We start from the raw sequence: 20,248 nt of genomic DNA on the forward strand, positions 1-20,248 counted from the left end.
GGGCGATCGGCTCACCCCTCGCGCGGATGCTCCAGGTCGCTCAGCCGGGTACGCCGTCCGGTGACCGCGTCGCGCACCTTGTCCAGCACCCCGACCGCCGGTTCGACGATCTTGTTCCAGGGCGGGGTGGCGGGCGTGCCGGGGTGCGGGCGGGTCGGCGCCGCCTCCTCCGCGATCTCCCACCGGTTGCCCAGCCGGATCAGATCGGCGTCGCTGGCCACCTCGCGCAGCGGCGTGACCAGCGCCGCGACACGGCTGACGTGCCGGCGGACCCGCTCGGCCACGTCCGCGACCGCCGGGTCGTCCGCCCCGGACAGCTCCTTGAGCGCGGTCAGCAGCCCGGCGTCGGCTTCGATCTCCCGCTCGACCAGCTCGGCGGCGTCCGGCATCGCGGCGCGGGCGGCCGGGAAGAGGTACTGCTCCTCGGCGGACAGGTGCCGGGACACCGCGGCGGTCAGGACGTCGAGCACCTCGCGCCGGCCGGCCGCGTCCAGCGCCGGATCGGTGACCCGGTCGGCCAGCCCCAGCAGCGCCCGGTGCTCGGTGTCCACGAGGTCGGCGACGCTGCGCCCACCCGGCCGGTACGCGTCGTCGGCGGTGGGCGGCAGCGGCGGCAGGGGGACGGTCATGGTGCCCTCCTCGTGACGGCCGGAGTCGATGTCCGGGCGGTCCGGCGGTACCCGGCGCGGCGATCCGCGAAACCGCCGCCGTGCCACCGGCGGCCCGCGACCACCTCACCTGCTGGTATAAGGAAGCGATGACGAGCGACGCCGCCCCCGCCCGACCCGACGCCACCGACGAGGTCGTCGACCTCTGCCGCGACCTGCTGCGCATCGACACCACCAACACCGGCGACAACGACACCAGCGCAGGGGAGCGGCGCGCCGCCGAGTACGTGGCGGAGAAACTCGCCGAGGTCGGCGTCGACGCCGAGATCCACGAGTCGGCGCCCGGCCGGGCCAACCTGGTCGCCCGGATCGCCGGCACCGAGCCCGGCCGCGACGCGCTGCTCGTGCACGGCCACCTCGACGTGGTGCCCGCCGACCCGGACGAGTGGTCGGTGCACCCGTTCTCCGGCGAGATCCGCGACGGCTACCTGTGGGGTCGCGGCGCGATCGACATGAAGGACTTCGACGCCATGGTGCTCGCCGTGGTCCGCGACTGGCAGCGCACCGGCGTACGCCCCCGGCGCGACGTCGTGCTCGCCTTCACCGCCGACGAGGAGGCCGGCAGCGACTACGGCGCGCACTTCCTCACCCAGCACCACCGCGACCTGTTCGACGGCTGCACCGAGGCGATCGGCGAGGTCGGCGGCTTCTCCTACTCGGTCGACGAGCAGCGCCGCCTCTACCTGATCGAGACCGCCGAGAAGGGCATCGACTGGCTGCGCCTGCACGCCAGGGGCCGGCCCGGCCACGGCTCGATGGTGCACGACGACAACGCCGTCACCGCGCTCGCCGAGGCGGTCGCCCGGATCGGCCGGCACCGCTTCCCGGTGGTGATGACCGACACCGTGCGGGCGTTCCTGGCCGAGGTGTCCGACGTGCTCGGCATCGAGATCGACCCGGACGACCCGGAGACCGCGATCGCCAAGCTCGGCCCGATCGCCAACATCATCGGCGCGACCGTCCGCAACACCGCCAACCCGACCCGGCTGGCCGCCGGCTACAAGGACAACGTCATCCCCGGCCGGGCCACCGCCACCATCGACTGCCGCAGCCTGCCCGGGCAGAGCGAGGAACTGGAGCGGCAGCTGCGCGAGCTGGTCGGGCCGGACATCGCCATCGAGTACGTCCAGCGCCAGCCGGCCCTGGAGACCACGTTCGACGGTGACCTGGTGGCGCGGATGTCGGAGGCGCTGCGCGCCGAGGACCCGGGCGCCCACCCGGTGCCGTACATGCTCTCCGGCGGCACCGACGCCAAGGCGTTCTCCCAGCTCGGCATCCGCTGCTTCGGTTTCGCGCCGCTGCGGCTGCCCGCCGACCTCAATTTCTCCGGCCTGTTCCACGGCATCGACGAGCGGGTTCCGCTGGACGGACTACAGTTCGGCGTGCGGGTTCTGGACCGCTTCCTCCGTACCTGCTGACCGCGCCCGCCGCGGCGCCGCCGGCGCGGAACCTCCCCCCATCGCGAAGGGACTGCCACACATGACCGACCAGCACGGTGAGCTGGACGCCGCCCTCGAGCGGGTGATCGACGCCGCCCGCGCCCACCTGGCCGCCGTCCGGGCCGCCCAGGGCCGGATCGACGACGACGCCGTCTGGCAGGCGTACGTCGCGTTGAACAACGCCTCGTTCGCCTACGACGAGCAGCTGCTCGACGCGTTCGGCGAGGTGACGCCCTGGGACGTGGAGTCGATCGACCCGGACGAGGCCGACGAGCGCTTCGGCGCCGTCGAGGGCGGCGAGCCCACCGACCCGCACCCGCGGGTCATCTCGGTGCGGCAGCGGCGCGACTACCGGGTGCCGAGCGTCGCAGCGCTGCTGCGCGCGGCCGAGGCGGCCCGCCGGGAGGGCACCCCGGAGGAGGACGAGCCGGCGCCGGTCGAGGGCGTCGGCGAGGCGGTGCTGGAGCTGCTGCAGAGCGGCGACGGCTCGCTGTCCGCGCTCGACGTGCCGGAGCTGGAGCCGCTGGACGGTGTGGTGATGGTCAGCGAGGTCGGCACCCCCGTCGACCTGGAGTCGTTCGACGACGACGACCCGGTCGGCCCGTTCCAGCCGGCCGCCGACGACCGGCTGGTCGGCCGGCTCGACGAGCACCCGTTCATGGAACTCGACGAGGAGCACGACCACGCGCACTAGGCCGTGCGCGGCCCCGGGGCGGCGCCGCGTCGCGCGGCCCCGGGGACGGGCCCCTCGTCAGTACGACAGACCCGGCTGCGACTGGTTGACCAGGCGGCGCCGCAGCACCACCTGCCGCGTGCCGTCCCGGTAGAGCCGCACCCGGGCCAGCTCCCAGCCGGAGAACTCGGCCTGGATCGCCAGCTGCGCCGCGGCGGTCAGCCGATCGACGTTCGAGGGCAACCGCAGCGGCGCGTATTCGTAGTCCATGCCCCTATGCTGCCCAGGTCGCGGGCCCTCCGCCACCCCCTGCGGTTGACCCGGATCGCCCTCGTACGGCTCAGCCGTCGCGCTCCGGATAGCCCACCGGCACCGCCGACACGTCGTCCAGCGCCGTGACGATCTCCTCCGGCAGCGTCATCCGCTCCACCTGCAACGCGCCGAGCAGCTGCCCGACGGTCCGGGCGCCCAGGATCGGCGCGGTCACGCCCGGCCGGTCCCGCACCCAGGCCAGCGCCACCTCCAGCGGCGACACGCCGAGCCCGCCGGCCGCGATGGCGACCGCCTCCACGATGCTGGAGCAGCGCGGCTCCAGGTACGTCGCGACGAACCGCTCGAAGTGCGGCGACACCGCCCGCGAGTCGGCCGGGCGGCCGTTGCGGTACTTGCCGGTGAGCACGCCCCGGCCCAGCGGCGACCAGGGCAGCACGCCCAGCCCCATCCCGGCGCAGGCGGGCAGCACCTCCCGCTCCACGCCGCGCTCCAGCAGCGAGTACTCCACCTGCGCGGCGACCACCGGGGCGCGCCCCGGCCAGGCGGCCTGCCAGGCGGCGGCCCGGGCGGTCTGCCAGCCGGAGAAGTTCGACACACCCACGTAGCGGGCCTTCCCGCTGGACACCGCGTGGTCCAGCGCCGAGAGCGTCTCCTCCAGCGGGGTGTCCGGGTCGTACCCGTGCACCTGCCACAGGTCGACGTGATCGGTGCCCAGCCGGCGCAGCGAGGCGTCCAGCGTACGCAGCAGGTGACCGCGCGATCCGTCCCGGCGGCGGCTGCCCGGCCGCAGGCCCGCCTTGGTGGCGATCAGCAGCTCGTCGCGGTCCACCAGGCTGCCCAGCAGCGAGCCGATCACCGACTCGGCGTCGCCGTCGGCGTACACGTCGGCGGTGTCGACGAGGTTGCCGCCCGCGTCGAGGTAGCTCTTCAGCTGGGCGGCCGCGTCGTCGGCGTCGGTGTCCCGTCCCCAGGTCATGGTGCCGAGCGCGAGCCGCGATACCGCCAGCCCGCTTCGGCCGAGCGGTCGCTGTTGCATGCGTGAACCTTATTTCGAACCCGGCGTCACGGATATCCTCGCCGCAGTCAACTTCCCGCGCGAGCTCCACCCGGTGTGACATGTTCGGGGCGAGCCGGACGTCGAGGGCGCCACGCTCATTGCGTAACCTGATGCGACCTGTGGTGCGGACGGTGGGAGGATCAGTGCGACTCGGGCTCAACCTCGGATACCAGACGGCGTGGAGCACGCCCTTCGACCACCTGGCGCTGGCCCAGGAGGCGGACCGGCTCGGCTACTCGGTGGTCTGGGCCGCGGAGGCGTACGGCTCGGACTCGCCGAGCATGCTGGCCTGGATCGCCGGTCAGACGGAGCGCATCGACGTGGGCTCCGCGGTCATGCAGATCCCGGCCCGTACCCCCGCCATGACCGCGATGACCGCCGCGACCATCGACACGCTCTCCGGCGGCCGGTTCCGGCTCGGCCTGGGCGTGTCCGGCCCGCAGGTCTCCGAGGGCTGGCACGGCGTGCGGTTCGCCAAGCCGCTGGCCCGCACCCGGGAGTACGTCGACATCGTCAAGCTGGCGGTGGCCCGCAAGGAGGTCGCGTACGACGGCGAGCACTACACGCTGCCGCTGCCCGACGGCCCCGGCAAGGCGCTGCGGCTGGGCTTCCACCCGCCGCGCGACCACATCCCGATCTACCTGGCCGCAGTCGGCCCGAAGAACCTGGAACTGGCCGGCGAGATCGCCGACGGCTGGCTGGCCGTCTTCTACTCACCGGAGTTCGCCGAGGAGCACCTCGCCTCGGTGCGCGCCGGGCGCGCGGCGGCGGGCAAGGAACTGGCCGGCTTCGACGTGGTGCCGTCCGTGCCGGTCGTGGTCGGCGACGACATCGCCACCTGCGCCGAGCTGGTGCGCTGGTACGCCGCGCTGTACGTGGGCGGCATGGGCAGCCGCAAGCAGAACTTCTACAACCAGCTCGCCACCCGGATGGGCTACGGCGACGCCGCCCGCGAGGTCCAGGACCTCTACCTGGCCAAGCGGCAGCGCGACGCGGCCGCCGCCGTACCGATGGAGTTCATCGACCGCACCTCGCTGCTCGGCCCGAAGGAGCGCATCGCCGAGCGGATGCGGGAGTACGCCGCCGCCGGCGTGACCACGCTGTCGGTGTCGCTGTTCGTGGCCGACCGGGACAGCGGGGTGCAGACCCTGCGTACCGTCGCCGAGGCGCTGGAGCTGTCCGGAGTCGGCGAGTGACCTGGATCGAGGCCATCGTCCTGGGCCTGGTCCAGGGACTGACCGAGTTCCTTCCGGTGTCCTCGTCCGGGCACCTGCGGATCACCTCGGCCCTGTTCTTCGGCCGGGACGCGGGCGCGTCGTTCACCGCGGTGACCCAGCTCGGCACCGAGGCCGCCGTCCTGATCTACTTCGCCAAGGACATCTGGCGGATCGTCCGGACCTGGTTCGTCGGCCTGGTCGACCGTTCGGTGCGGTCGAGCCTCGACTACCGGATGGGCTGGTACGTCATCGTCGGCACCATCCCGATCGGCATCTTCGGGCTGATCTTCAAGGACCAGATCCGCACCGCCGGCCGGAACCTCTGGCTGATCTCCTGCACGCTGATCATCGGTGCGATGCTGCTGGCCTTCGCCGAGTACTGGGGCCGGCAGACCCGTACGCTGGAGAACTTCCGGATGCGCGACGGCGTCATCATGGGCTTCGCCCAGGCCGCGGCGCTGGTCCCCGGCGTCTCCCGCTCGGGCGGCACCCTGACCGCGGGCCTGCTGCTCAACCTCACCCGGGAGACCGCGGCCCGCTACTCGTTCCTGCTGGCGATCCCGGCCGTGGTGATCTCCGGCGTGTTCAGCCTCCCCGACGTCTTCGAGCCGTCCGCGCCGGGCACCGCGGCGCCGAGCGTGGCGCAGATGGTGATCGCGACGCTCATCGCGTTCGCCGTCGGCTACGCGGCCATCGCGTGGCTGCTGCGCTACGTCGCACACCACACGCTGTACGTCTTCGTGCTGTACCGGGTGGCGCTGGGCAGCCTGGTGATCTGCCTGCTGGCGACCGGCACGATCAGCGCGACCTGACGCTGTCTCCTGGCACGCGAAAAGGCCGGCACCCCGTTGGTTCGGAGTGCCGGCCTTTCGCTGTTCTTACTTGGTTCTTAGCTGTTCCAGTGCTGGGCGACGAGGTCGGCGGCCTGCTGCTCCCACTGGGCGTAGTGGTCGGGGTAGGCGGAGACCTGGACGGTCTGGGCGGCCTTGGTCAGCGGCATGTCGCGCCAGCCGTCGACCTGCTTGAGGCCCTTGAGGAAGGCGGTGGTGGAGTATTCGGGGTCGGTGATCTGCTCGACCGTGCCCCAGCCACTGGAGGGGCGCTGCTGGAACAGGCCCTGCGAGTCGTGGTCGTTACGGTCGCCGAGGTGGCCGAGGTTCTCCAGCTTCGACTCCTGCAGTGCCGTGGCGATGGAGACGACGGCGGCGCGCTCGTCCATGCCGGCCTTCTTGGTGGCGGCGATGATGGCCTTGACGTTGGCGGTCTGCTCGTCGTTGAGGTCGATGTGGGACTGGTTGCCCTGCACGCCGTGCGGGATGAGTGTGGCGGTGTCGAGCTTCGCGGCGGCCTGGGTGGTGGTGACCGCGGCGTCCCGCGTGGGGGTGGTGGTGTCGTGGTTGAGGGGGCCGGCGGCGAGGCCACCGGCGACGGTCAGACCGGCGATACCGAGGATGCTCTTACGCAGGATCGTGTTCATGAGGGGGCTCCATTCGGGGGTCGACGCCCGCGCCGAAGGGGGGTTCGGTGCGGGTGCGAGCACCGTCAGGCGCTCAAGAAAGGTTCTCGGGGGGATCCGGCGTCCTGCTCACACGCGGCCCGCGGCACGCCCGGGGTGGCGTGCGGGGTTCGGCTGGGTGGCGCCGGAGACATCCACAACGACCGCCTGCCCGGGATCATTCCCGGACCCTGCCACCCGCGCTCGCGTGCTGCGGGGGTGCTGCTGCGGTCGTTCACCAGGTATAACGCCCCGGCCCCGCCCACGATTCCGCCGGGCGCGTGTCCCCGACCACCCCGAAACCCGACACCCCGACGCAGCCCGGACACCGCCCCCATCCACCCGAGCCCGCCATGTCCCCCGCCACCGACGTCGCGCCCGGCCGCGTCCCGCCCGCCCGCGTCGCGCCCGCCCATGTCGCCCGCCCGCGTCGCGCCCGCCCATGTCGCCCGCCCGCGTCGCCCGCCCATGTCGCGCCCGCCCGCGTCCCACCGCGTCGATCATGAACTTAGCGGCATCGTCTGTCCGGTTTGTCTCCGCCAACCTCATGATCGGCCCTGTGGGTGGGTCCGCGAGGGTGGAGCTAGTGGCGCGAGCCCGGCTGGAGCGGGGCACCCGGCATCCGCCTACGCTCGACGGGAGATCTTGGTACGAGAAGGCCCCCAGAGGGGCGCAAACCTTCCAAGTTCTCCGCCGCCACGCACCTGATCCCGGCGAGGCCCGGGCGTCGCCCACGGGACGCCTTCCGTCGGTCGATCATGAAGTTGGCCGGGATTGCCGTCCGATTTGTCCGGGCCAACCTCATGATCGACGCCGAAAGGGGGGCGGAGGGGGCGGAGGCGGGCCGGGAGCCGGGAGCGGCCGGGGAACGAGCTGTCGTGGCGGGACGATCATCGGGGGGACGTACCGCCTAGGGTGGTCAGCGTGGCGACCCTTCTGCTCTTGCGACACGGCCGGACCACCGCGAACGCCGACGGCGGCCTGGCCGGGCGGCAACCGGTCGAGCTGGACGACACCGGCCGGGCGCAGGCCACGGCGGTCGGCGGGCGCCTCGCCGGGCTGCCGCTGGCGGCGGTGGTGACCAGCCCGCTCATCCGCTGCCGGCAGACCCTCGAGCTGGCGCTTCCCGGCGCCGAGCCGGTCGTCGACGAAGGGCTGATCGAGTGCGGGTACGGCGACTGGGAGGGGCAGTCGCTGAAGAAGCTGGCGAAGGAGCCGCTCTGGCCGGTGGTCCAGCAGCACCCGAGCGCCGCCGCGTTCCCGCAGGGCGAGTCGATGGCGGCCATGTCCGCGCGCGCGGTCGCCGCGGTACGGGCGTGGGACGCGCGGGTCACCGCCGAGCACGGGCCGGAGGCCATCTGGCTGGCGTGCAGCCACGGTGACGTGATCAAGGCGATCGTGGCGGACGCGCTCGGCGTACACCTTGATCTTTTTCAGCGGATCGTGGCCGACCCGGCGTCGGTGACGGCGATCCGCTACACCCCGTTGCGACCGTTCCTGGTCCGGCTCAACGACACCGGCGGTGACCTGTCGGCGCTGGTCCCGCCGCCGCGCAAGCGGCGCCGGCGACCGGCGCGGGCGGCCGAGTCCGACGCGGCGGTCGGTGGAGGCGCGGGCGCGGCCGGGTGAAGCGGGCGTACGCGGCGCGTTCGCTCTGGGCGGATTCGGCGTCGGTGGGCTGCGCGGTGCTTCCACACGCCGGATAGGGTCGTGGGTATGACGCACCAGGTGCACGCCTTCGAGCCGCCGGAGCGGTTCGTCGCCGGTACGGTCGGCCCGCCGGGGGAGCGCACGTTCTTCCTCCAGGCGCGCGGCGGCGGCCGGCTGGTCAGCGTGTCGCTGGAGAAGGTCCAGGTGTCGTTGCTCGCCGAGAAGCTGGAGGAGCTGCTCGCCGAGGCGCAGCGCCGCTTCGGCGTGAAGCTTCCGGAGCCGGTCACCACCGTGACCGGCGACAACGAGCCGCTCGACACGCCTGTGGACGAGGAGTTCCGGGTCGGCACGCTGGGCCTGGCCTTCGACGTGGACACCGCCACCGTGGTGATCGAGGCGATCGCCGTCGGTGAGGCCGAGGTCGAGGTCGAGCTGGGCGACGCGGACGACGACGCCGACGAGGACCCGGACGAGCCGGACGACGACCTCGACCGCCTGCGGGTGCGGCTGACCCCGGAGGCGACCCGCGAGTTCATCGAACGGGCCAAGCGCGTCGTGAACGCCGGCCGGCCCCCCTGCCCGCTGTGCGGCCAGCCGCTCGACCCGGCCGGTCACCTCTGCCCCCGGCACAACGGCTATCACCGGTGACCTCGTCGGAACTGCAGCCCCGACAGGACGGCGCCGAGGCACTGCGGCTGCTCGCCGACGGTGAGCTGACCCTGGAGGGGCGGCTCGTCGACGCCTCCAACGCGACGCTGCGCGGCGTCATCGCGCTCGGCGACGTGACAGCGCACTGTGTCTACAAGCCGGTACGCGGCGAGCGCCCGCTCTGGGACTTCCCGGACGGCACGCTCGCCGGCCGGGAGGTGTCCGCCTACCTGGTGTCCCGGGCCACCGGCTGGGACCTGGTTCCGCCCACGGTGCTGCGCGACGGCCCGTTCGGCCCCGGCTCGTGCCAGCTCTGGATCGACGAGCCGGACGACGCCGAGCCGCTCGTTGGATTCGTGCCGGCGCGGGAGATCCCGCCGCGCTGGTTCCCGGTCGCCGCGGCGCGCGACGACGACGGGGCGGCGTACGCGCTGGCGCACGCCGACGACCCCCGCCTGGCCCGGCTCGTCGTGCTCGACGCGATCATCAACAACGCCGACCGCAAGGGCGGGCACGTGCTCGTCGGCCCGGACGACCGGATCTACGGCGTCGACCACGGCGTGAGCTTCCACGTCGAGGAGAAGCTGCGTACGGTCCTGTGGGGCTGGGCCGGCCGCGAACTGCCGCCGGACGCGGTGGAGATGCTCGACGGCCTGGCCGGGCAGCTCCGCGGGCCGCTCGGTGAGGAACTGGCCGAGCACCTGACCATCGGTGAGCTGGCCGCGCTGGCGGAACGGGTCGAGCGGCTGCGCGAGAGCGGCCGGTTCCCCCTGCCGCCGCAGGAGTGGCCGGCGATGCCCTGGCCACCCATGTGAGCTGCTGTCGCGTTGATCACCCGTAGGGCGGCACCCGAGCGTCTGACGGATCGTTAGGCTGGCGGTCATGGAGTCTTGGGCGGGACATGACGTGCCACGGCTGCCCGGCGAGGGCGTGTCGCTGAGGTTGTACGACTCGGCGCGGCAGGGCGCCCATCCCAGCCGGCCCGAGGGCGCGGCCTCGATGTACGTCTGCGGCATCACCCCGTACGACGCGACGCACCTCGGGCACGCCGCCACCATGATCACGTTCGACCTGGTGCAGCGGATGTGGCGCGACGCCGGCCTCGACGTGCGGTACGTGCAGAACGTCACCGACATCGACGACCCGCTGCTGGAGCGCGCCGAACGCGACGGCGAGGACTGGAAGGTCCTGGCCATGCGGGAGACCGCGCTGTTCCGCGAGGACATGGAGGCGCTGCGGATGATCCCGCCGGCGCACTACGTCGGCGCGGTCGAGTCGATCCCGGACATCGCCGAGAAGGTGCTGATGCTGCTCAAGGACGGCGCGGCGTACCGGCTCGACGACGGCACCGGCGACGTCTACTTCGACATCTCCGCCGCGCCCCGCTTCGGATACGAGTCCAACCTGACCCGCGAGCAGATGATCGAGCTGTTCGCCGAGCGCGGCGGCGACCCGGAACGCGCCGGCAAGCGCGACCCGCTCGACCCGCTGCTGTGGCGCGGCGCCCGCGAGGGCGAGCCGTCCTGGCCCGGCGGCGACCTGGGCCCGGGCCGTCCCGGCTGGCACATCGAGTGCACAGTCATCGCGTTGAACCTGCTCGGCGACCGGATCGACGTGCAGGGCGGCGGCAACGACCTGATCTTCCCGCACCACGAGTGCTCCGCCGCGCACGCCGAGCGGCTGACCGGCGAGGCACCGTTCGCCGACCACTACGTGCACGCCGGCATGATCGGCCTGGACGGCGAGAAGATGTCGAAGTCCCAGGGCAACCTGGTCTTCGTGTCCCGGCTGCGGGCCGACAAGGTCGACCCGATGGCGGTCCGGCTGGCGCTGATGAGCGGGCACTACCGCAGCGACCGCTCCTGGACCGACGACCTGCTCACCGAGGCGCAGGAGCGGCTGGGCCGCTGGCGGCGGGCCGCCGCCGCGCCGGCCGGGCCGTCGGGGGCGGCGTTGCTGGCCGCGGTACGCGAGCGCCTGGCCGACGACCTGGACACGCCGGGTGCGTTGGCGGCGGCCGACCGTTGGGCCGAAGGAACCCTGAACGGCGTCACGGACGACGAGACCGCTCCGGCCCTCTTCCGAGACACGGTGGACGCCCTCCTAGGCATCGCCCTCTAGCCCCGCCCTGTCCTTCCGCCGCGTCTCATCGCCCTCGCGCCGCGCCTTCTCGCGCTGCTCGCGCGTCGATCTTGCACTTGCGGCCCACGTTCCGGCGCTTTGCCCGGTTCGCGGGGGCCGCAACCGCAAGATCGCGCCGTCCGGGGGCGGGTGTGGCGTGGGTGGAACGTGGTGGGTGCGTCGAGGACGGTTTGACACACGTGATGTTCCACTCGGGCGTGGCCGGCCCCGGCTGCTCCGTGCGCTGGCGACCCGACCGCTGACTCGGCGATCTTGCAGTTGTGGCCCCGTGGGTGTCGTGAATGTCCCTTTCGCCGGGGCGGAAAGTGCAAGATCGCCGGGGTGCCGGGGTGCCGGGGTGCCGGGGTGCCGGGGCCGGGGCCGGGCGTCGAGGGCGGGTCAGCCCAGGACCAGGCCGGGGTCGGGGTCCTGGTCGGGAGCGGGGGCGGGGATCTTGTACTCCTCGGTCAGCGTGGTCATCGGGCCGGGCCAGGTGGCCTGGGCGACCTCGATCGGCTTGTGCCGCTCGTCGTACGCGACGTGCAGCAGGTGCAGCACCGGCGTGTCCGGGCGGATCTGGAGGATCTCCGCCTCCTCCCGGCTGGGCTGGCGGGCGCTGATCGTGTCGGTGGCGGTGACGTACCGCCGGCCGGTGACCTCCTCCGCCTCCTGGTACAGCGGCCGGCCGAATGCCTCGGCCCGCTCCAGTGACGTGCCGGCGGTGTCGGCGGGCAGGAACCAGGACGCGCCGACCTCGACCGGGGAGTCGTCGGTGCGTACCAGGTGCCGCCGGCAGAGCAGCTCGGTGCCGTCGGCGACGCCGAACGCGTCGGCCACCTCGGACGGGGCGGGGGAACGGCCGACGGAGACGAGCTGCTGGCGGTACCGGGCGGCCAGGTCGGTGTGGTAGCCGCGGAAGCCGCCGTACCGGCCCCGGGACAGGCGGTTGAGGCGGCGCCGGGTGCCCCGGACGTACGTACCGGAGCCGGGTTTGGTGATCAGGATGCCCTCGACCCGCAGCTGGTCGACGGCGCGCTGCACGGTCTGCTTCGCGACGCCGAACATCTCGGCGATGGCCGGGATGGACGGCAGCCGCTCGCCCGGACCCCAGTCGCCGCGGCGCACCTGGGCCTTGAGCTGCGCGGCGATCTGCCGGTGCGGGAACTCGGCCGCGCCGGGGTTGATCTGCATGCCCGCCTCCTCACAACAGCTAGGTTCCTAGGATGCCCTAGCGGGTGTGACGGCGCCACCCCGGACACGAAGAAGCCGGGCCCCGGCAGGGGAGCCCGGCTTCGACGGAAGGGTGCTACCAGGAACCCGCTGTCGGCCCGGCGGAACCACCGCGGCGACGCAGGTACTTCTCGAACTCCTGGGCGATCTCGTCCCCGGTCAACGGGGTGATGCCGGCGTCGCCGACCCGTTCCTCCAGCTCACGGACGTACTCGCCGAGTTCGGCGTCCTGCTCGGCAGCGCTGCGCACCCGCTGCTCCCACTCGGCTGCCTCCTCGGCCAGGTCGGCCATCGGCACCGGCAGGTCGAGCACCTCCTCGACCCGGTGCAGCAGGGCGAGGGTGGCCTTCGGGCAGGGCGGGTTGTTGGCGTAGTGCGGCACGTGCACCCAGAACGACACCGCGTCGACCTCGGCCCGGGTGCAGGCGTCGTGCAGCACGCCGACGATGCCCGTCGGCCCGTCGTACCGGGTGGGGGTGAGCTGGTAGCGCTTGGCCGCGTCGGCGTCCGACGCGCTGCCGCTGATCGGCAGCGGCCGGGTGTACGGCACGTCGGCCAGCAACGCGCCGAGCAGCACCACCCGCTCGACCTCCAGGCTGTGGCAGATCTCCAGCACCTGCTCGCAGAACGTACGCCAGCGCATGCTCGGCTCGATGCCGCGGATCAGCACCACGTCGCGCTCGGTGCCCTCCGGGCTGGCCACCATGAAGCGCGTGGTGGGCCACTCGACGCGCCGGGTCTCCCCGTCGGCCATGGTGATCGTCGGGCGGCTCACCTGGAAGTCGTAGAAGTCCTCCGGGTCCAGCTCGGTCACCTCCCGGGCCTGCCAGACCTGTTCCAGGTGTTCCACGGCGGCGGTGGAGGCGTCGGCGGCGTCGTTCCAGCCCTCGAAGGCCGCGATGGCGACCGGCGAGCGCAGTACCGGCAGCCCGTCGAACTCGGTCACGCCGTCACCTCACCCTGCTCGTCGGGCGCGGCGCCGCCCCGTCGCACGGTCGCACCCCAGTTGTCCTTCACGTCCGTCAGCCTACGTGCCGCCGCCGGGCCCGGCCCGTCGGCCGCGCCGGTCGCCGGGCCGGACCACTCGGGCGAACCGGCGGAAAGGTGTACGCCGGCCCGGTGGGCAGAATGTGGGAAGGCCCGGTTCGGGTGACTCTGCCGCACTCGGGCGCACTAACCTGGGGCATGTGCCTATTTCGTTGCGTGACCTGCTGGCCGATCGGATCCTGATCGCGGACGGCGCGATGGGGACGATGCTCCAGGCCGCCGACCTCACCCTCGACGACTTCGACGGCCTGGAAGGCTGCAACGAGATCCTCAACGTGACCCGCCCGGACGTGGTCCGCGGCGTGCACGACGCCTACCTGGCCGCAGGCGCCGACTGCGTGGAGACCAACACGTTCGGCGCGAACCTGCCCAACCTCGCCGAGTACGGCATCCCCGGCCGCATCCGGGAGCTGTCCGAGGCGGGCGCGCGGATCGCGCGGGAGGCCGCCGACGCGTACGCGACGGAGGAGCATCCCCGGTTCGTGCTCGGCTCGATGGGTCCGGGCACCAAGCTGCCCACCCTCGGGCACGCGAGCTACGCCTCGCTGCGCGACGCGTACCAGGAGAACGCCGCCGGCCTGATCGCCGGCGGAGCGGACGCGCTGATCATCGAGACCTGCCAGGACCTGCTCCAGGTCAAGGCGGCGGTGGTCGGGTCGAAGCGGGCCCGCGCCGAGGCCGGCCGGGACGTCCCGATCATCTGCCAGGTCGCGGTGGAGACGACAGGCACCATGCTGCTCGGCAGCGAGATCGGCGCCGCGCTGACAGCGATCGAGCCGCTGGGCGTCGACCTGATCGGGCTGAACTGCTCCACCGGCCCGGCCGAGATGGGCGAGCACCTGCGCTACCTGGCGCAGCACTCGCGTATCCCGATCTCGGTGATGCCGAACGCGGGCCTGCCGGTGCTGACCGCCGACGGGGCGTACTTCCCGCTCAGCCCGGACGAGCTGGCCGACGCGCTGGAGCAGTTCGTCACCGACTACGGCGTTGCCCTGATCGGCGGCTGCTGCGGCACCACCCCGGAGCACATCCGGGTGCTGGTGGAGCGACTCGGCGGGCGGGCGCCGGTGGCGCGAGAGCCGAAGCCGGAGGCCGGGGTCTCCTCGATCTACCACCACGTGCCGTTCGCCCAGGACGCCAGCATCCTGATGGTGGGGGAGCGGACCAACGCCAACGGCTCGAAGGCGTTCCGCGAGTCCATGCTCGCCGGGGACTGGCAGGCCTGCGTGGAGGTCGCGCGCAGCCAGGCCCGCGACGGCTCGCACCTGCTGGACCTCTGCGTCGACTACGTGGGCCGTGACGGTACGCAGGACATGCGGGAGCTGGCCGGCCGGTTCGCCACCGCCTCGACGCTGCCGATCGTGCTGGACTCCACCGAACCGGCGGTGATCGAGGCCGGGCTGGAGATGCTGGGCGGCCGGTGCGTGGTCAACTCGGTCAACTTCGAGGACGGCGACGGTCCCGACTCCCGCTACGCGCGGATCATGCCGGTGGTCAGGGAGCACGGCGCCGCCGTCGTGGCGCTGCTCATCGACGAGGAGGGCCAGGCCCGCACCCGCGAGTGGAAGGTACGGGTGGCCTGCCGGCTGATCGACGACCTGACCGGCCGGTGGGGGATGCGCCGGGAGGACATCCTCATCGACGCGCTGACGTTCCCGATCGCCACCGGGCAGGAGGAGACCCGCCGCGACGGCATCGAGACGATCGAGGCGATCCGGGAGATCGCCGCGCGTTACCCGGGCGTCAACTTCACCGCCGGGATCTCGAACGTCTCGTTCGGCCTCAACCCGGCGGCCCGGCAGGTGCTCAACTCGGTCTTCCTGCACGAGTGCGCCCAGGCCGGGCTGAGCTCGGCGATCGTGCACGCCAGCAAGATCCTGCCGATGTCGCGGATCCCGGACGAGCAGCGCGAGGTGGCGCTCGACCTGGTGTACGACCGCCGCCGCGAGGGCTACGACCCGGTGCAGCGGTTCATCGAGGCGTTCGAGGGCGTGGACGCGGCGTCGGCGCGCGCCACCCGGGCCGAGGAACTGGCCGCGCTGCCGCTGGACGAGCGGCTCAAGCGGCGGATCATCGACGGCGAGCGCAACGGCCTGGAGGCCGACCTGGACACCGCGATGGCGCAGGGGCGTACGCCGCTGTCCATCATCAACGACCTGCTGCTGGACGGCATGAAGGTGGTCGGCGAGCTGTTCGGCTCCGGCCAGATGCAGTTGCCGTTCGTGCTCCAGTCCGCCGAGGTGATGAAGACCGCGGTGGCCTACCTGGAGCCGCACATGGAGAAGACCGACGACGACGGCAAGGGCCGGATCGTGCTCGCCACAGTGAAGGGCGATGTGCACGACATCGGCAAGAACCTGGTCGACATCATCCTGTCCAACAACGGCTACGACGTGGTGAACATCGGCATCAAGCAGCCGATCAACGCGATCCTCGACGCGGCCGAGGAACACCGGGCCGACGCGATCGGCATGTCCGGCCTGCTGGTCAAGAGCACAGTCATCATGAAGGAGAACCTGGCCGAGATGGCCTCCCGCGGCGTGGCCGAGCGCTGGCCGGTGCTGCTCGGCGGCGCGGCGCTGACCCGCGCGTACGTGGAGGACGACCTGCGGTCGATCTACCCGGGCCAGGTCCACTACGCCCGCGACGCGTTCGAAGGGCTGTCCCTGATGGACCGCGTGATGGCGGCCAAGCGCGGCGGCGCGCCGATGGTCGACCCGGAGCGCGAGGCGGCACTGGCGGCCCGCCGGGAGCGCCGCGAGCGGCAGCGGGCGCAGGTGCGCGAGGCGCTGCCCGAACTGGACGACGCGTCGGTCCGCTCCGACGTGGCGGTGGACGTGACGGTGCCGAAGCCGCCGTTCTTCGGCACCCGTGTCGTCAAGGGTGTGCCGCTGGCCGACTACGCGGCACTGCTCGACGAGCGGGCCACGTTCCTGGGCCAGTGGGGCCTGCGCGGCGCCCGTGGCGGCAAGGGGCCGTCGTACGAGGAACTGGTCGAGACCGAGGGCCGGCCCCGGCTGCGGTACTGGCTGGACCGCCTGATCTCCGACCAGGTGCTGGAGGCGGCCGTCGTGTACGGCTACTTCCCCGCGTACTCCGAGGGCAACGACCTGGTGGTGCTGGACGAGAACGGGCACAGCGAGCGGGCCCGGTTCTCCTTCCCCCGGCAGCGGCAGGAGCGGCGGCTGTGCCTGGCCGACTTCTTCCGGCCCAAGGGCGACCAGCTCGACGTGGTGGCGTTGCAGCTGGTCACCGTGGGGCAGCCGATCAGCGAGTACACGGCGAAGATGTTCGCCGGCAACGAGTACCGCGACTACCTGGAGGTGCACGGCCTGTCCGTGCAGCTCACCGAGGCCCTGGCGGAGTACTGGCACCGGCGGATCCGGGCCGAGCTGGTGCTGCCCGGCGGCGGCACTGTGGCCGACGAGGACCCGGCCGATCTGGCCGGCCTGCTGCGCACCGACTACCGGGGCTGCCGGTACGCGTTCGGCTACCCGGCCTGCCCGGATCTGGAGGACCGGGCGAAGATCGTGGAGTTGCTGGGCGCCGAGCGGATCGGGGTGCAGTTGTCGGAGGAGTTCCAGTTGGTGCCGGAGCAGGCCACTGACGCGATCGTGGTGCACCACCCGGAGGCGAACTACTTCAACGCCAAGTAGCCAGGGTGAGCGCGCTTACTGTCCTGCCCTGCGGTCTTATTGATCAGGGCGGGCGAGTGAAGACTGCTCGATGACCTGAGTCATGCGTGCCGACGGCGCGTACCTGGAAACGGTCCTCACCGGTGCGGACACGGCCGACCTCGAACGGGCCTTCGACGCCTTGGCGTTCGGTGACTCGATCGGTTGACGCGTGAGCGGACGACCTGCCTACCGGCGGCCCTCGCCGGTTACCCGTCTTGGCGCGGACGAGCGCGGGGCGCCCGCCGGGATGGCGGACGCCCCGAAGCGTCGACGCGTCGGTCAGCCGATCAGCGTGACCGAGTAGTCGTACGTCGTCCCGGTCACCGAGTACGTCGCGGTCTGCCCGTTCTCGCAGTACGACACGAAGCTGCTCGGGGTCCGTTGCGCTCCGGCCACCGCGTCCACCACCGGCCGCACATCGGACCCGACCGGCAGCGCGGTGGTAGTGAGATCGATCGTCCGCGACTGGTTGATCGGGTAGGTGTCGGTGTTCGCCGTCTCCAGGCCGTTGCTCGCCGCGACACTGAAGGACATCACGAAGGCGGCGTTGTTCACCACGGCGATGCGCTGAACGCAGGGTTCGGCCTGCGCGCTGGCCGTGGAGGCCGTGGCCAGTGCCGATGCACCGGCGGCGAGCGTCCCGGCGAGTGCGGCTCCGACGAGCCTGGCGCGGAAGGTCATGGTGTCACCTCTCGGTCGTACGTGGCGCCGGGCGCCGACTGGCGGCGCCCGGCGTGTGGTCCGTATCGAAGTGCCCGAGTGATACCGATCGAACCCTGTGGATCGCATCATTCTGTGTCGGGCCTGCGGCTCCCGGTCGGTCCGGCGGCTCGACCGGTGCCAGACTGAGGGATCGATTTCGATGGCGTGCGAGCGTCCCAGCGCGAGGAGTCCGAAGTGGTGAACTCCGCCCTCTCCGCTGTCGTCCACGCGGTCGGAGCCGGCCCGCCACCGTTGGCGGACCCGGCTCTCGACCCCGGCGCGACGTACTACACCTTCGTCGTCCTGTCCGGTATGTACCTCGCCCCCGTCGTCATGTCCGGGCTCGGGTTTCTCTGCGCCGCGGGCATCGGGCTCAGCCGCCGGATCGGTACGGCCGCCGCGATCGTGATCGTCCTGTTCTACGCGTTGTCGCTGCTCGGCAGCGCCTTCACCTGGCCCGGCCTGGAACACCAGGGCAAACCGACTGAGACGCTGTGGCTGATCGTGATCGGTTGCGGCGGCTTCCTGATGTTGCCCTGGCTCGTCGCGTTCGGCGGCACCAAGGTGGCCCTCCACCGCCGCGGAGCCACGACCCGGTAGCCGTCAGGCACCTCGCGAAGGGTCTGCGCGCAGGCTCCGCGTCAGGGCGGGGATCATCACCGCCGCCGCGACCAGGTGCAGCCCGACCAGCGCGACAGTGGTGGCTGCGTCGCCCCCGGCGATCAACGGCGGCACCATCGACAGTGCGGTCAGTGACACCGCCGTCCACACGAACCGCCGCGCGGGACGCGCGCTGAACCGCAGCAGGACGGCGGCGATGACGACGCCCACGAGCGAGAAGAACCCGGTCACCACGGCGAACCCGCCCAACGGGATCGTCTCGCCGCCGTCGGGGATCTCGAAGTCCACACCGGCAGCGCGGGCGAGCGCCGCCGCGAGCGTGGTGACCGCCATCGCGGCGATCGTGGCGACCAGGCCGGTGACGGCGAGCCGCCGGAAGCCGTGCGGGCGGCCCACTGTGACGCCGGTGTCGGTGCTGCTGATCATGTCGTTCCTCCAGGAGCCGGGGGTGAGGATCCGTACCGTCGCGGTGCGACGGCCGGGGTTGCGCAGCGCGCGTACGCCGGTTCCGCGCAGCCAGAAGCCGGCGTCACGGCCGAGGACCGGCCCGGGGGTGCCGTCGCGCAGCTCCAGCTGCACCCGGCCGCGCGTGACCACGCCGTACGCGTGACGCCACTGGGCCGCGACCACCGGAACTCGCGCGCCGCCGGGCAGCGCGAGCGTCCGCGCGGGCACTACGGCGTGCGGTCGGCCGGCAGGCGCTCCGGCAGCCCGAGCCGCGGGAACTGGTCGGCGTGGAACGTGACGATCTCGGTGATGGCCCCGCCGGTGATGCGCAAGGCGTCGACTGTGAGCGGCAGGTACGCGCCGTCGCTGTCCTGCCAGAGGTAGAACGCGACGGCGGGCTGCCGGTTCACGGCGGTGGGCACTGCTCGCAGGCTGCCCAGGCTCTCGAAACCGTCTGCGATCCAGTCGTTCACCACGGCGTCGCGGCCGATCTGGAGGCCCGGGGTGGGCGGCATCGAGCAGCGCACGTCGTCGCGCAGCATGGCGGCGAGACCGTCGACGTCCTTGGCGATGCTGGCGTCGGTGAAGCGGCGTACCAGCTCGCGCGTCCGGGTGTCCGTCTCGTCGCCGGTCCAGTCCTGCCGTTGCGCGGGCAGGTGTTCCCGCATGCCCGCGCGAGCCCGCTGCAAGGCGCTGTTCACCGAGTTGACCGAGTCCCCAAGGAGTTCCGCGACGTCCTTCGCGGGCCAGCCGAGCACGTCCCGCAGGATCAGCACTGCGCGTGGGCGCGGCGCCAGGTGCTGCACCGCGACCAGGTACGCCAGCTCGATCGTCTCCCGCGCCACCGCTACGGTTTCCGGCTCGTCCGCGTCGGCGGCGGGCAGCTCGTCGAGCAGCCGGTCCGGGTACGGCTGGAGCCACCGCACCTCGCCGCCGGTCGCGGGCTCGGGCCGGCACCTGGCGAGCCGGTCCAGGCAGGCGTTGGTGGCGATCCGGTACAGCCAGGCCCGGAACGTCGACCGTCCCGCGAACGTGTCCCGCCGCCGCCACGCCCGCAGGAACGTCTCCTGGACGGTGTCCTCGGCGTCCTCGAACGACCCGAGCATCCGGTAGCAGTGCACGTGCAGCTCCCGTCGGTGCTGCTGCGCCAGCCCGGTGAACGCCGGTTCGTCGACCTCAGCCAGATCGCTCACGCCCAGCTCCTGCAGCTGCGTGTCCCTACCCATGACGTCATCCCTCCGCGTCGTCGTGTCCCTTCGCAGGTGTGACGGGCACGGGCGCGG

At 72.4% G+C, this 20,248-nt stretch carries 19 protein-coding genes; 10 read left to right on the plus strand and 9 right to left on the minus strand.

All coding sequences use genetic code 11. The features are described from left to right. Positions 1-11 precede the first annotated feature (11 nt). Complete coding sequence (locus FB455_RS30395; protein WP_145755622.1) at positions 12-629, minus strand: hemerythrin domain-containing protein; 618 nt, start codon at positions 627-629, stop codon at positions 12-14. A gap of 128 nt (positions 630-757) precedes the next feature. Here FB455_RS30395 and FB455_RS30400 point away from each other — a divergent pair, with 128 nt between their 5' ends. Both FB455_RS30400 and FB455_RS30405 read left to right on the plus strand, forming a co-directional pair. Further along, positions 758-2,086: a M20/M25/M40 family metallo-hydrolase gene (locus FB455_RS30400; protein WP_145755623.1), complete on the plus strand. Its 1,329-nt coding sequence runs from the start codon at positions 758-760 to the stop codon at positions 2,084-2,086. Between the two features lie 61 nt (positions 2,087-2,147). Next, a complete protein-coding gene (locus FB455_RS30405) occupies positions 2,148-2,801 on the plus strand; it encodes a hypothetical protein (RefSeq protein WP_013286069.1) in 654 nt (217 codons plus the stop codon). Between the two features lie 57 nt (positions 2,802-2,858). On the opposite strand, the gene FB455_RS30410 is transcribed toward FB455_RS30405, so the two are convergent. Continuing rightward, positions 2,859-3,050, minus strand: coding sequence for a DUF5703 family protein (locus FB455_RS30410; protein ID WP_030274256.1), 192 nt, complete (start codon positions 3,048-3,050; stop codon positions 2,859-2,861). A 70-nt stretch (positions 3,051-3,120) separates the two neighbouring features. Next, positions 3,121-4,089: an aldo/keto reductase gene (locus FB455_RS30415; protein WP_013286071.1), complete on the minus strand. Its 969-nt coding sequence runs from the start codon at positions 4,087-4,089 to the stop codon at positions 3,121-3,123. Between the two features lie 164 nt (positions 4,090-4,253). Here FB455_RS30415 and FB455_RS30420 point away from each other — a divergent pair, with 164 nt between their 5' ends. Both FB455_RS30420 and FB455_RS30425 read left to right on the plus strand, forming a co-directional pair. Further along, on the plus strand, positions 4,254-5,306 hold the full coding sequence (locus FB455_RS30420) for an LLM class F420-dependent oxidoreductase (protein ID WP_013286072.1): 1,053 nt from the start codon (positions 4,254-4,256) through the stop codon (positions 5,304-5,306). Continuing rightward, the gene (locus FB455_RS30425; RefSeq protein WP_013286073.1) at positions 5,303-6,139 is read left to right on the plus strand and encodes an undecaprenyl-diphosphate phosphatase; all 837 of its coding nucleotides are present in this window, start codon (positions 5,303-5,305) and stop codon (positions 6,137-6,139) included. The genes FB455_RS30420 and FB455_RS30425 overlap by 4 nt, the downstream gene beginning before the upstream one ends. Positions 6,140-6,216: 77 nt before the next feature. Here FB455_RS30425 and FB455_RS30430 read toward each other — a convergent pair whose 3' ends face one another. Continuing rightward, positions 6,217-6,804, minus strand: a complete 588-nt coding sequence (locus FB455_RS30430) for a hypothetical protein (protein WP_145755624.1) — start codon at positions 6,802-6,804, stop codon at positions 6,217-6,219. A gap of 933 nt (positions 6,805-7,737) precedes the next feature. Here FB455_RS30430 and FB455_RS30435 point away from each other — a divergent pair. The 4 genes from FB455_RS30435 (at position 7,738) to mshC (ending at position 11,241) form a co-directional block, all read left to right on the plus strand. Then, entirely contained in the window at positions 7,738-8,451 is a 714-nt protein-coding gene (locus FB455_RS30435) for a histidine phosphatase family protein (RefSeq protein ID WP_030274036.1), read from the plus strand. Between the two features lie 87 nt (positions 8,452-8,538). Then, positions 8,539-9,120: a DUF3090 domain-containing protein gene (locus tag FB455_RS30440; RefSeq protein ID WP_013286077.1), complete on the plus strand. Its 582-nt coding sequence runs from the start codon at positions 8,539-8,541 to the stop codon at positions 9,118-9,120. Then, positions 9,117-9,935, plus strand: a complete 819-nt coding sequence (locus tag FB455_RS30445; protein WP_013286078.1) for an SCO1664 family protein — start codon at positions 9,117-9,119, stop codon at positions 9,933-9,935. The genes FB455_RS30440 and FB455_RS30445 overlap by 4 nt, the downstream gene beginning before the upstream one ends. Positions 9,936-10,002: 67 nt before the next feature. Beyond that, a complete protein-coding gene (gene mshC, locus FB455_RS30450; protein ID WP_013286079.1) occupies positions 10,003-11,241 on the plus strand; it encodes a cysteine--1-D-myo-inosityl 2-amino-2-deoxy-alpha-D-glucopyranoside ligase in 1,239 nt (412 codons plus the stop codon). A 399-nt stretch (positions 11,242-11,640) separates the two neighbouring features. Here the strand turns inward: mshC and FB455_RS30455 are convergent, their stop codons facing one another. Both FB455_RS30455 and FB455_RS30460 read right to left on the minus strand, forming a co-directional pair. Beyond that, positions 11,641-12,432, minus strand: a complete 792-nt coding sequence (locus FB455_RS30455) for a GntR family transcriptional regulator (RefSeq protein WP_013286080.1) — start codon at positions 12,430-12,432, stop codon at positions 11,641-11,643. A gap of 115 nt (positions 12,433-12,547) precedes the next feature. Next, a complete protein-coding gene (locus FB455_RS30460) occupies positions 12,548-13,417 on the minus strand; it encodes a PAC2 family protein (RefSeq protein WP_013286081.1) in 870 nt (289 codons plus the stop codon). A 241-nt stretch (positions 13,418-13,658) separates the two neighbouring features. On the opposite strand from FB455_RS30460, the gene metH reads away from it, so the two are divergent. Next, positions 13,659-17,174: a methionine synthase gene (metH, locus tag FB455_RS30465; protein ID WP_030274033.1), complete on the plus strand. Its 3,516-nt coding sequence runs from the start codon at positions 13,659-13,661 to the stop codon at positions 17,172-17,174. Between the two features lie 300 nt (positions 17,175-17,474). On the opposite strand, the gene FB455_RS30470 is transcribed toward metH, so the two are convergent. Then, positions 17,475-17,876 carry a hypothetical protein gene (locus tag FB455_RS30470; RefSeq protein WP_013286084.1) on the minus strand — a complete coding sequence of 134 codons (402 nt, stop codon included), beginning with the start codon at positions 17,874-17,876 and terminating at the stop codon, positions 17,475-17,477. 216 nt (positions 17,877-18,092) lie between these two features. Between FB455_RS30470 and FB455_RS30475 the strand changes: the two genes are divergently transcribed. Beyond that, positions 18,093-18,497, plus strand: a complete 405-nt coding sequence (locus FB455_RS30475) for a hypothetical protein (RefSeq protein ID WP_030274031.1) — start codon at positions 18,093-18,095, stop codon at positions 18,495-18,497. 3 nt (positions 18,498-18,500) lie between these two features. On the opposite strand, the gene FB455_RS30480 is transcribed toward FB455_RS30475, so the two are convergent. Further along, the gene (locus FB455_RS30480; RefSeq protein ID WP_030274029.1) at positions 18,501-19,193 is read right to left on the minus strand and encodes a DUF6069 family protein; all 693 of its coding nucleotides are present in this window, start codon (positions 19,191-19,193) and stop codon (positions 18,501-18,503) included. Further along, positions 19,193-20,191: an RNA polymerase subunit sigma-70 gene (locus FB455_RS30485; protein ID WP_030274027.1), complete on the minus strand. Its 999-nt coding sequence runs from the start codon at positions 20,189-20,191 to the stop codon at positions 19,193-19,195. Before FB455_RS30485 ends, FB455_RS30480 begins: the two co-directional genes overlap by 1 nt. Between the last annotated feature and the right edge of the window lie 57 nt (positions 20,192-20,248).

This window comes from Micromonospora sp. CNZ296 (assembly GCF_007827635.1).

Excerpts from the sequence above, each read along its gene's own strand:
- FB455_RS30395 (WP_145755622.1), bottom strand. The coding sequence starts at position 629 with ATGACCGTCCCCCTGCCGCCGCTGCCGCCCACCGCCGACGACGCGTAC.
- FB455_RS30430 (WP_145755624.1), bottom strand. The coding sequence starts at position 6,804 with ATGAACACGATCCTGCGTAAGAGCATCCTCGGTATCGCCGGTCTGACC.
- FB455_RS30470 (WP_013286084.1), bottom strand. The coding sequence starts at position 17,876 with ATGACCTTCCGCGCCAGGCTCGTCGGAGCCGCACTCGCCGGGACGCTC.
- FB455_RS30415 (WP_013286071.1), bottom strand. The coding sequence starts at position 4,089 with ATGCAACAGCGACCGCTCGGCCGAAGCGGGCTGGCGGTATCGCGGCTC.
- FB455_RS30440 (WP_013286077.1), top strand. The coding sequence starts at position 8,539 with ATGACGCACCAGGTGCACGCCTTCGAGCCGCCGGAGCGGTTCGTCGCC.
- FB455_RS30485 (WP_030274027.1), bottom strand. The coding sequence starts at position 20,191 with ATGGGTAGGGACACGCAGCTGCAGGAGCTGGGCGTGAGCGATCTGGCT.
- FB455_RS30410 (WP_030274256.1), bottom strand. The coding sequence starts at position 3,050 with ATGGACTACGAATACGCGCCGCTGCGGTTGCCCTCGAACGTCGATCGG.
- FB455_RS30405 (WP_013286069.1), top strand. The coding sequence starts at position 2,148 with ATGACCGACCAGCACGGTGAGCTGGACGCCGCCCTCGAGCGGGTGATC.
- FB455_RS30455 (WP_013286080.1), bottom strand. The coding sequence starts at position 12,432 with ATGCAGATCAACCCCGGCGCGGCCGAGTTCCCGCACCGGCAGATCGCC.
- FB455_RS30400 (WP_145755623.1), top strand. The coding sequence starts at position 758 with ATGACGAGCGACGCCGCCCCCGCCCGACCCGACGCCACCGACGAGGTC.
- mshC (WP_013286079.1), top strand. The coding sequence starts at position 10,003 with ATGGAGTCTTGGGCGGGACATGACGTGCCACGGCTGCCCGGCGAGGGC.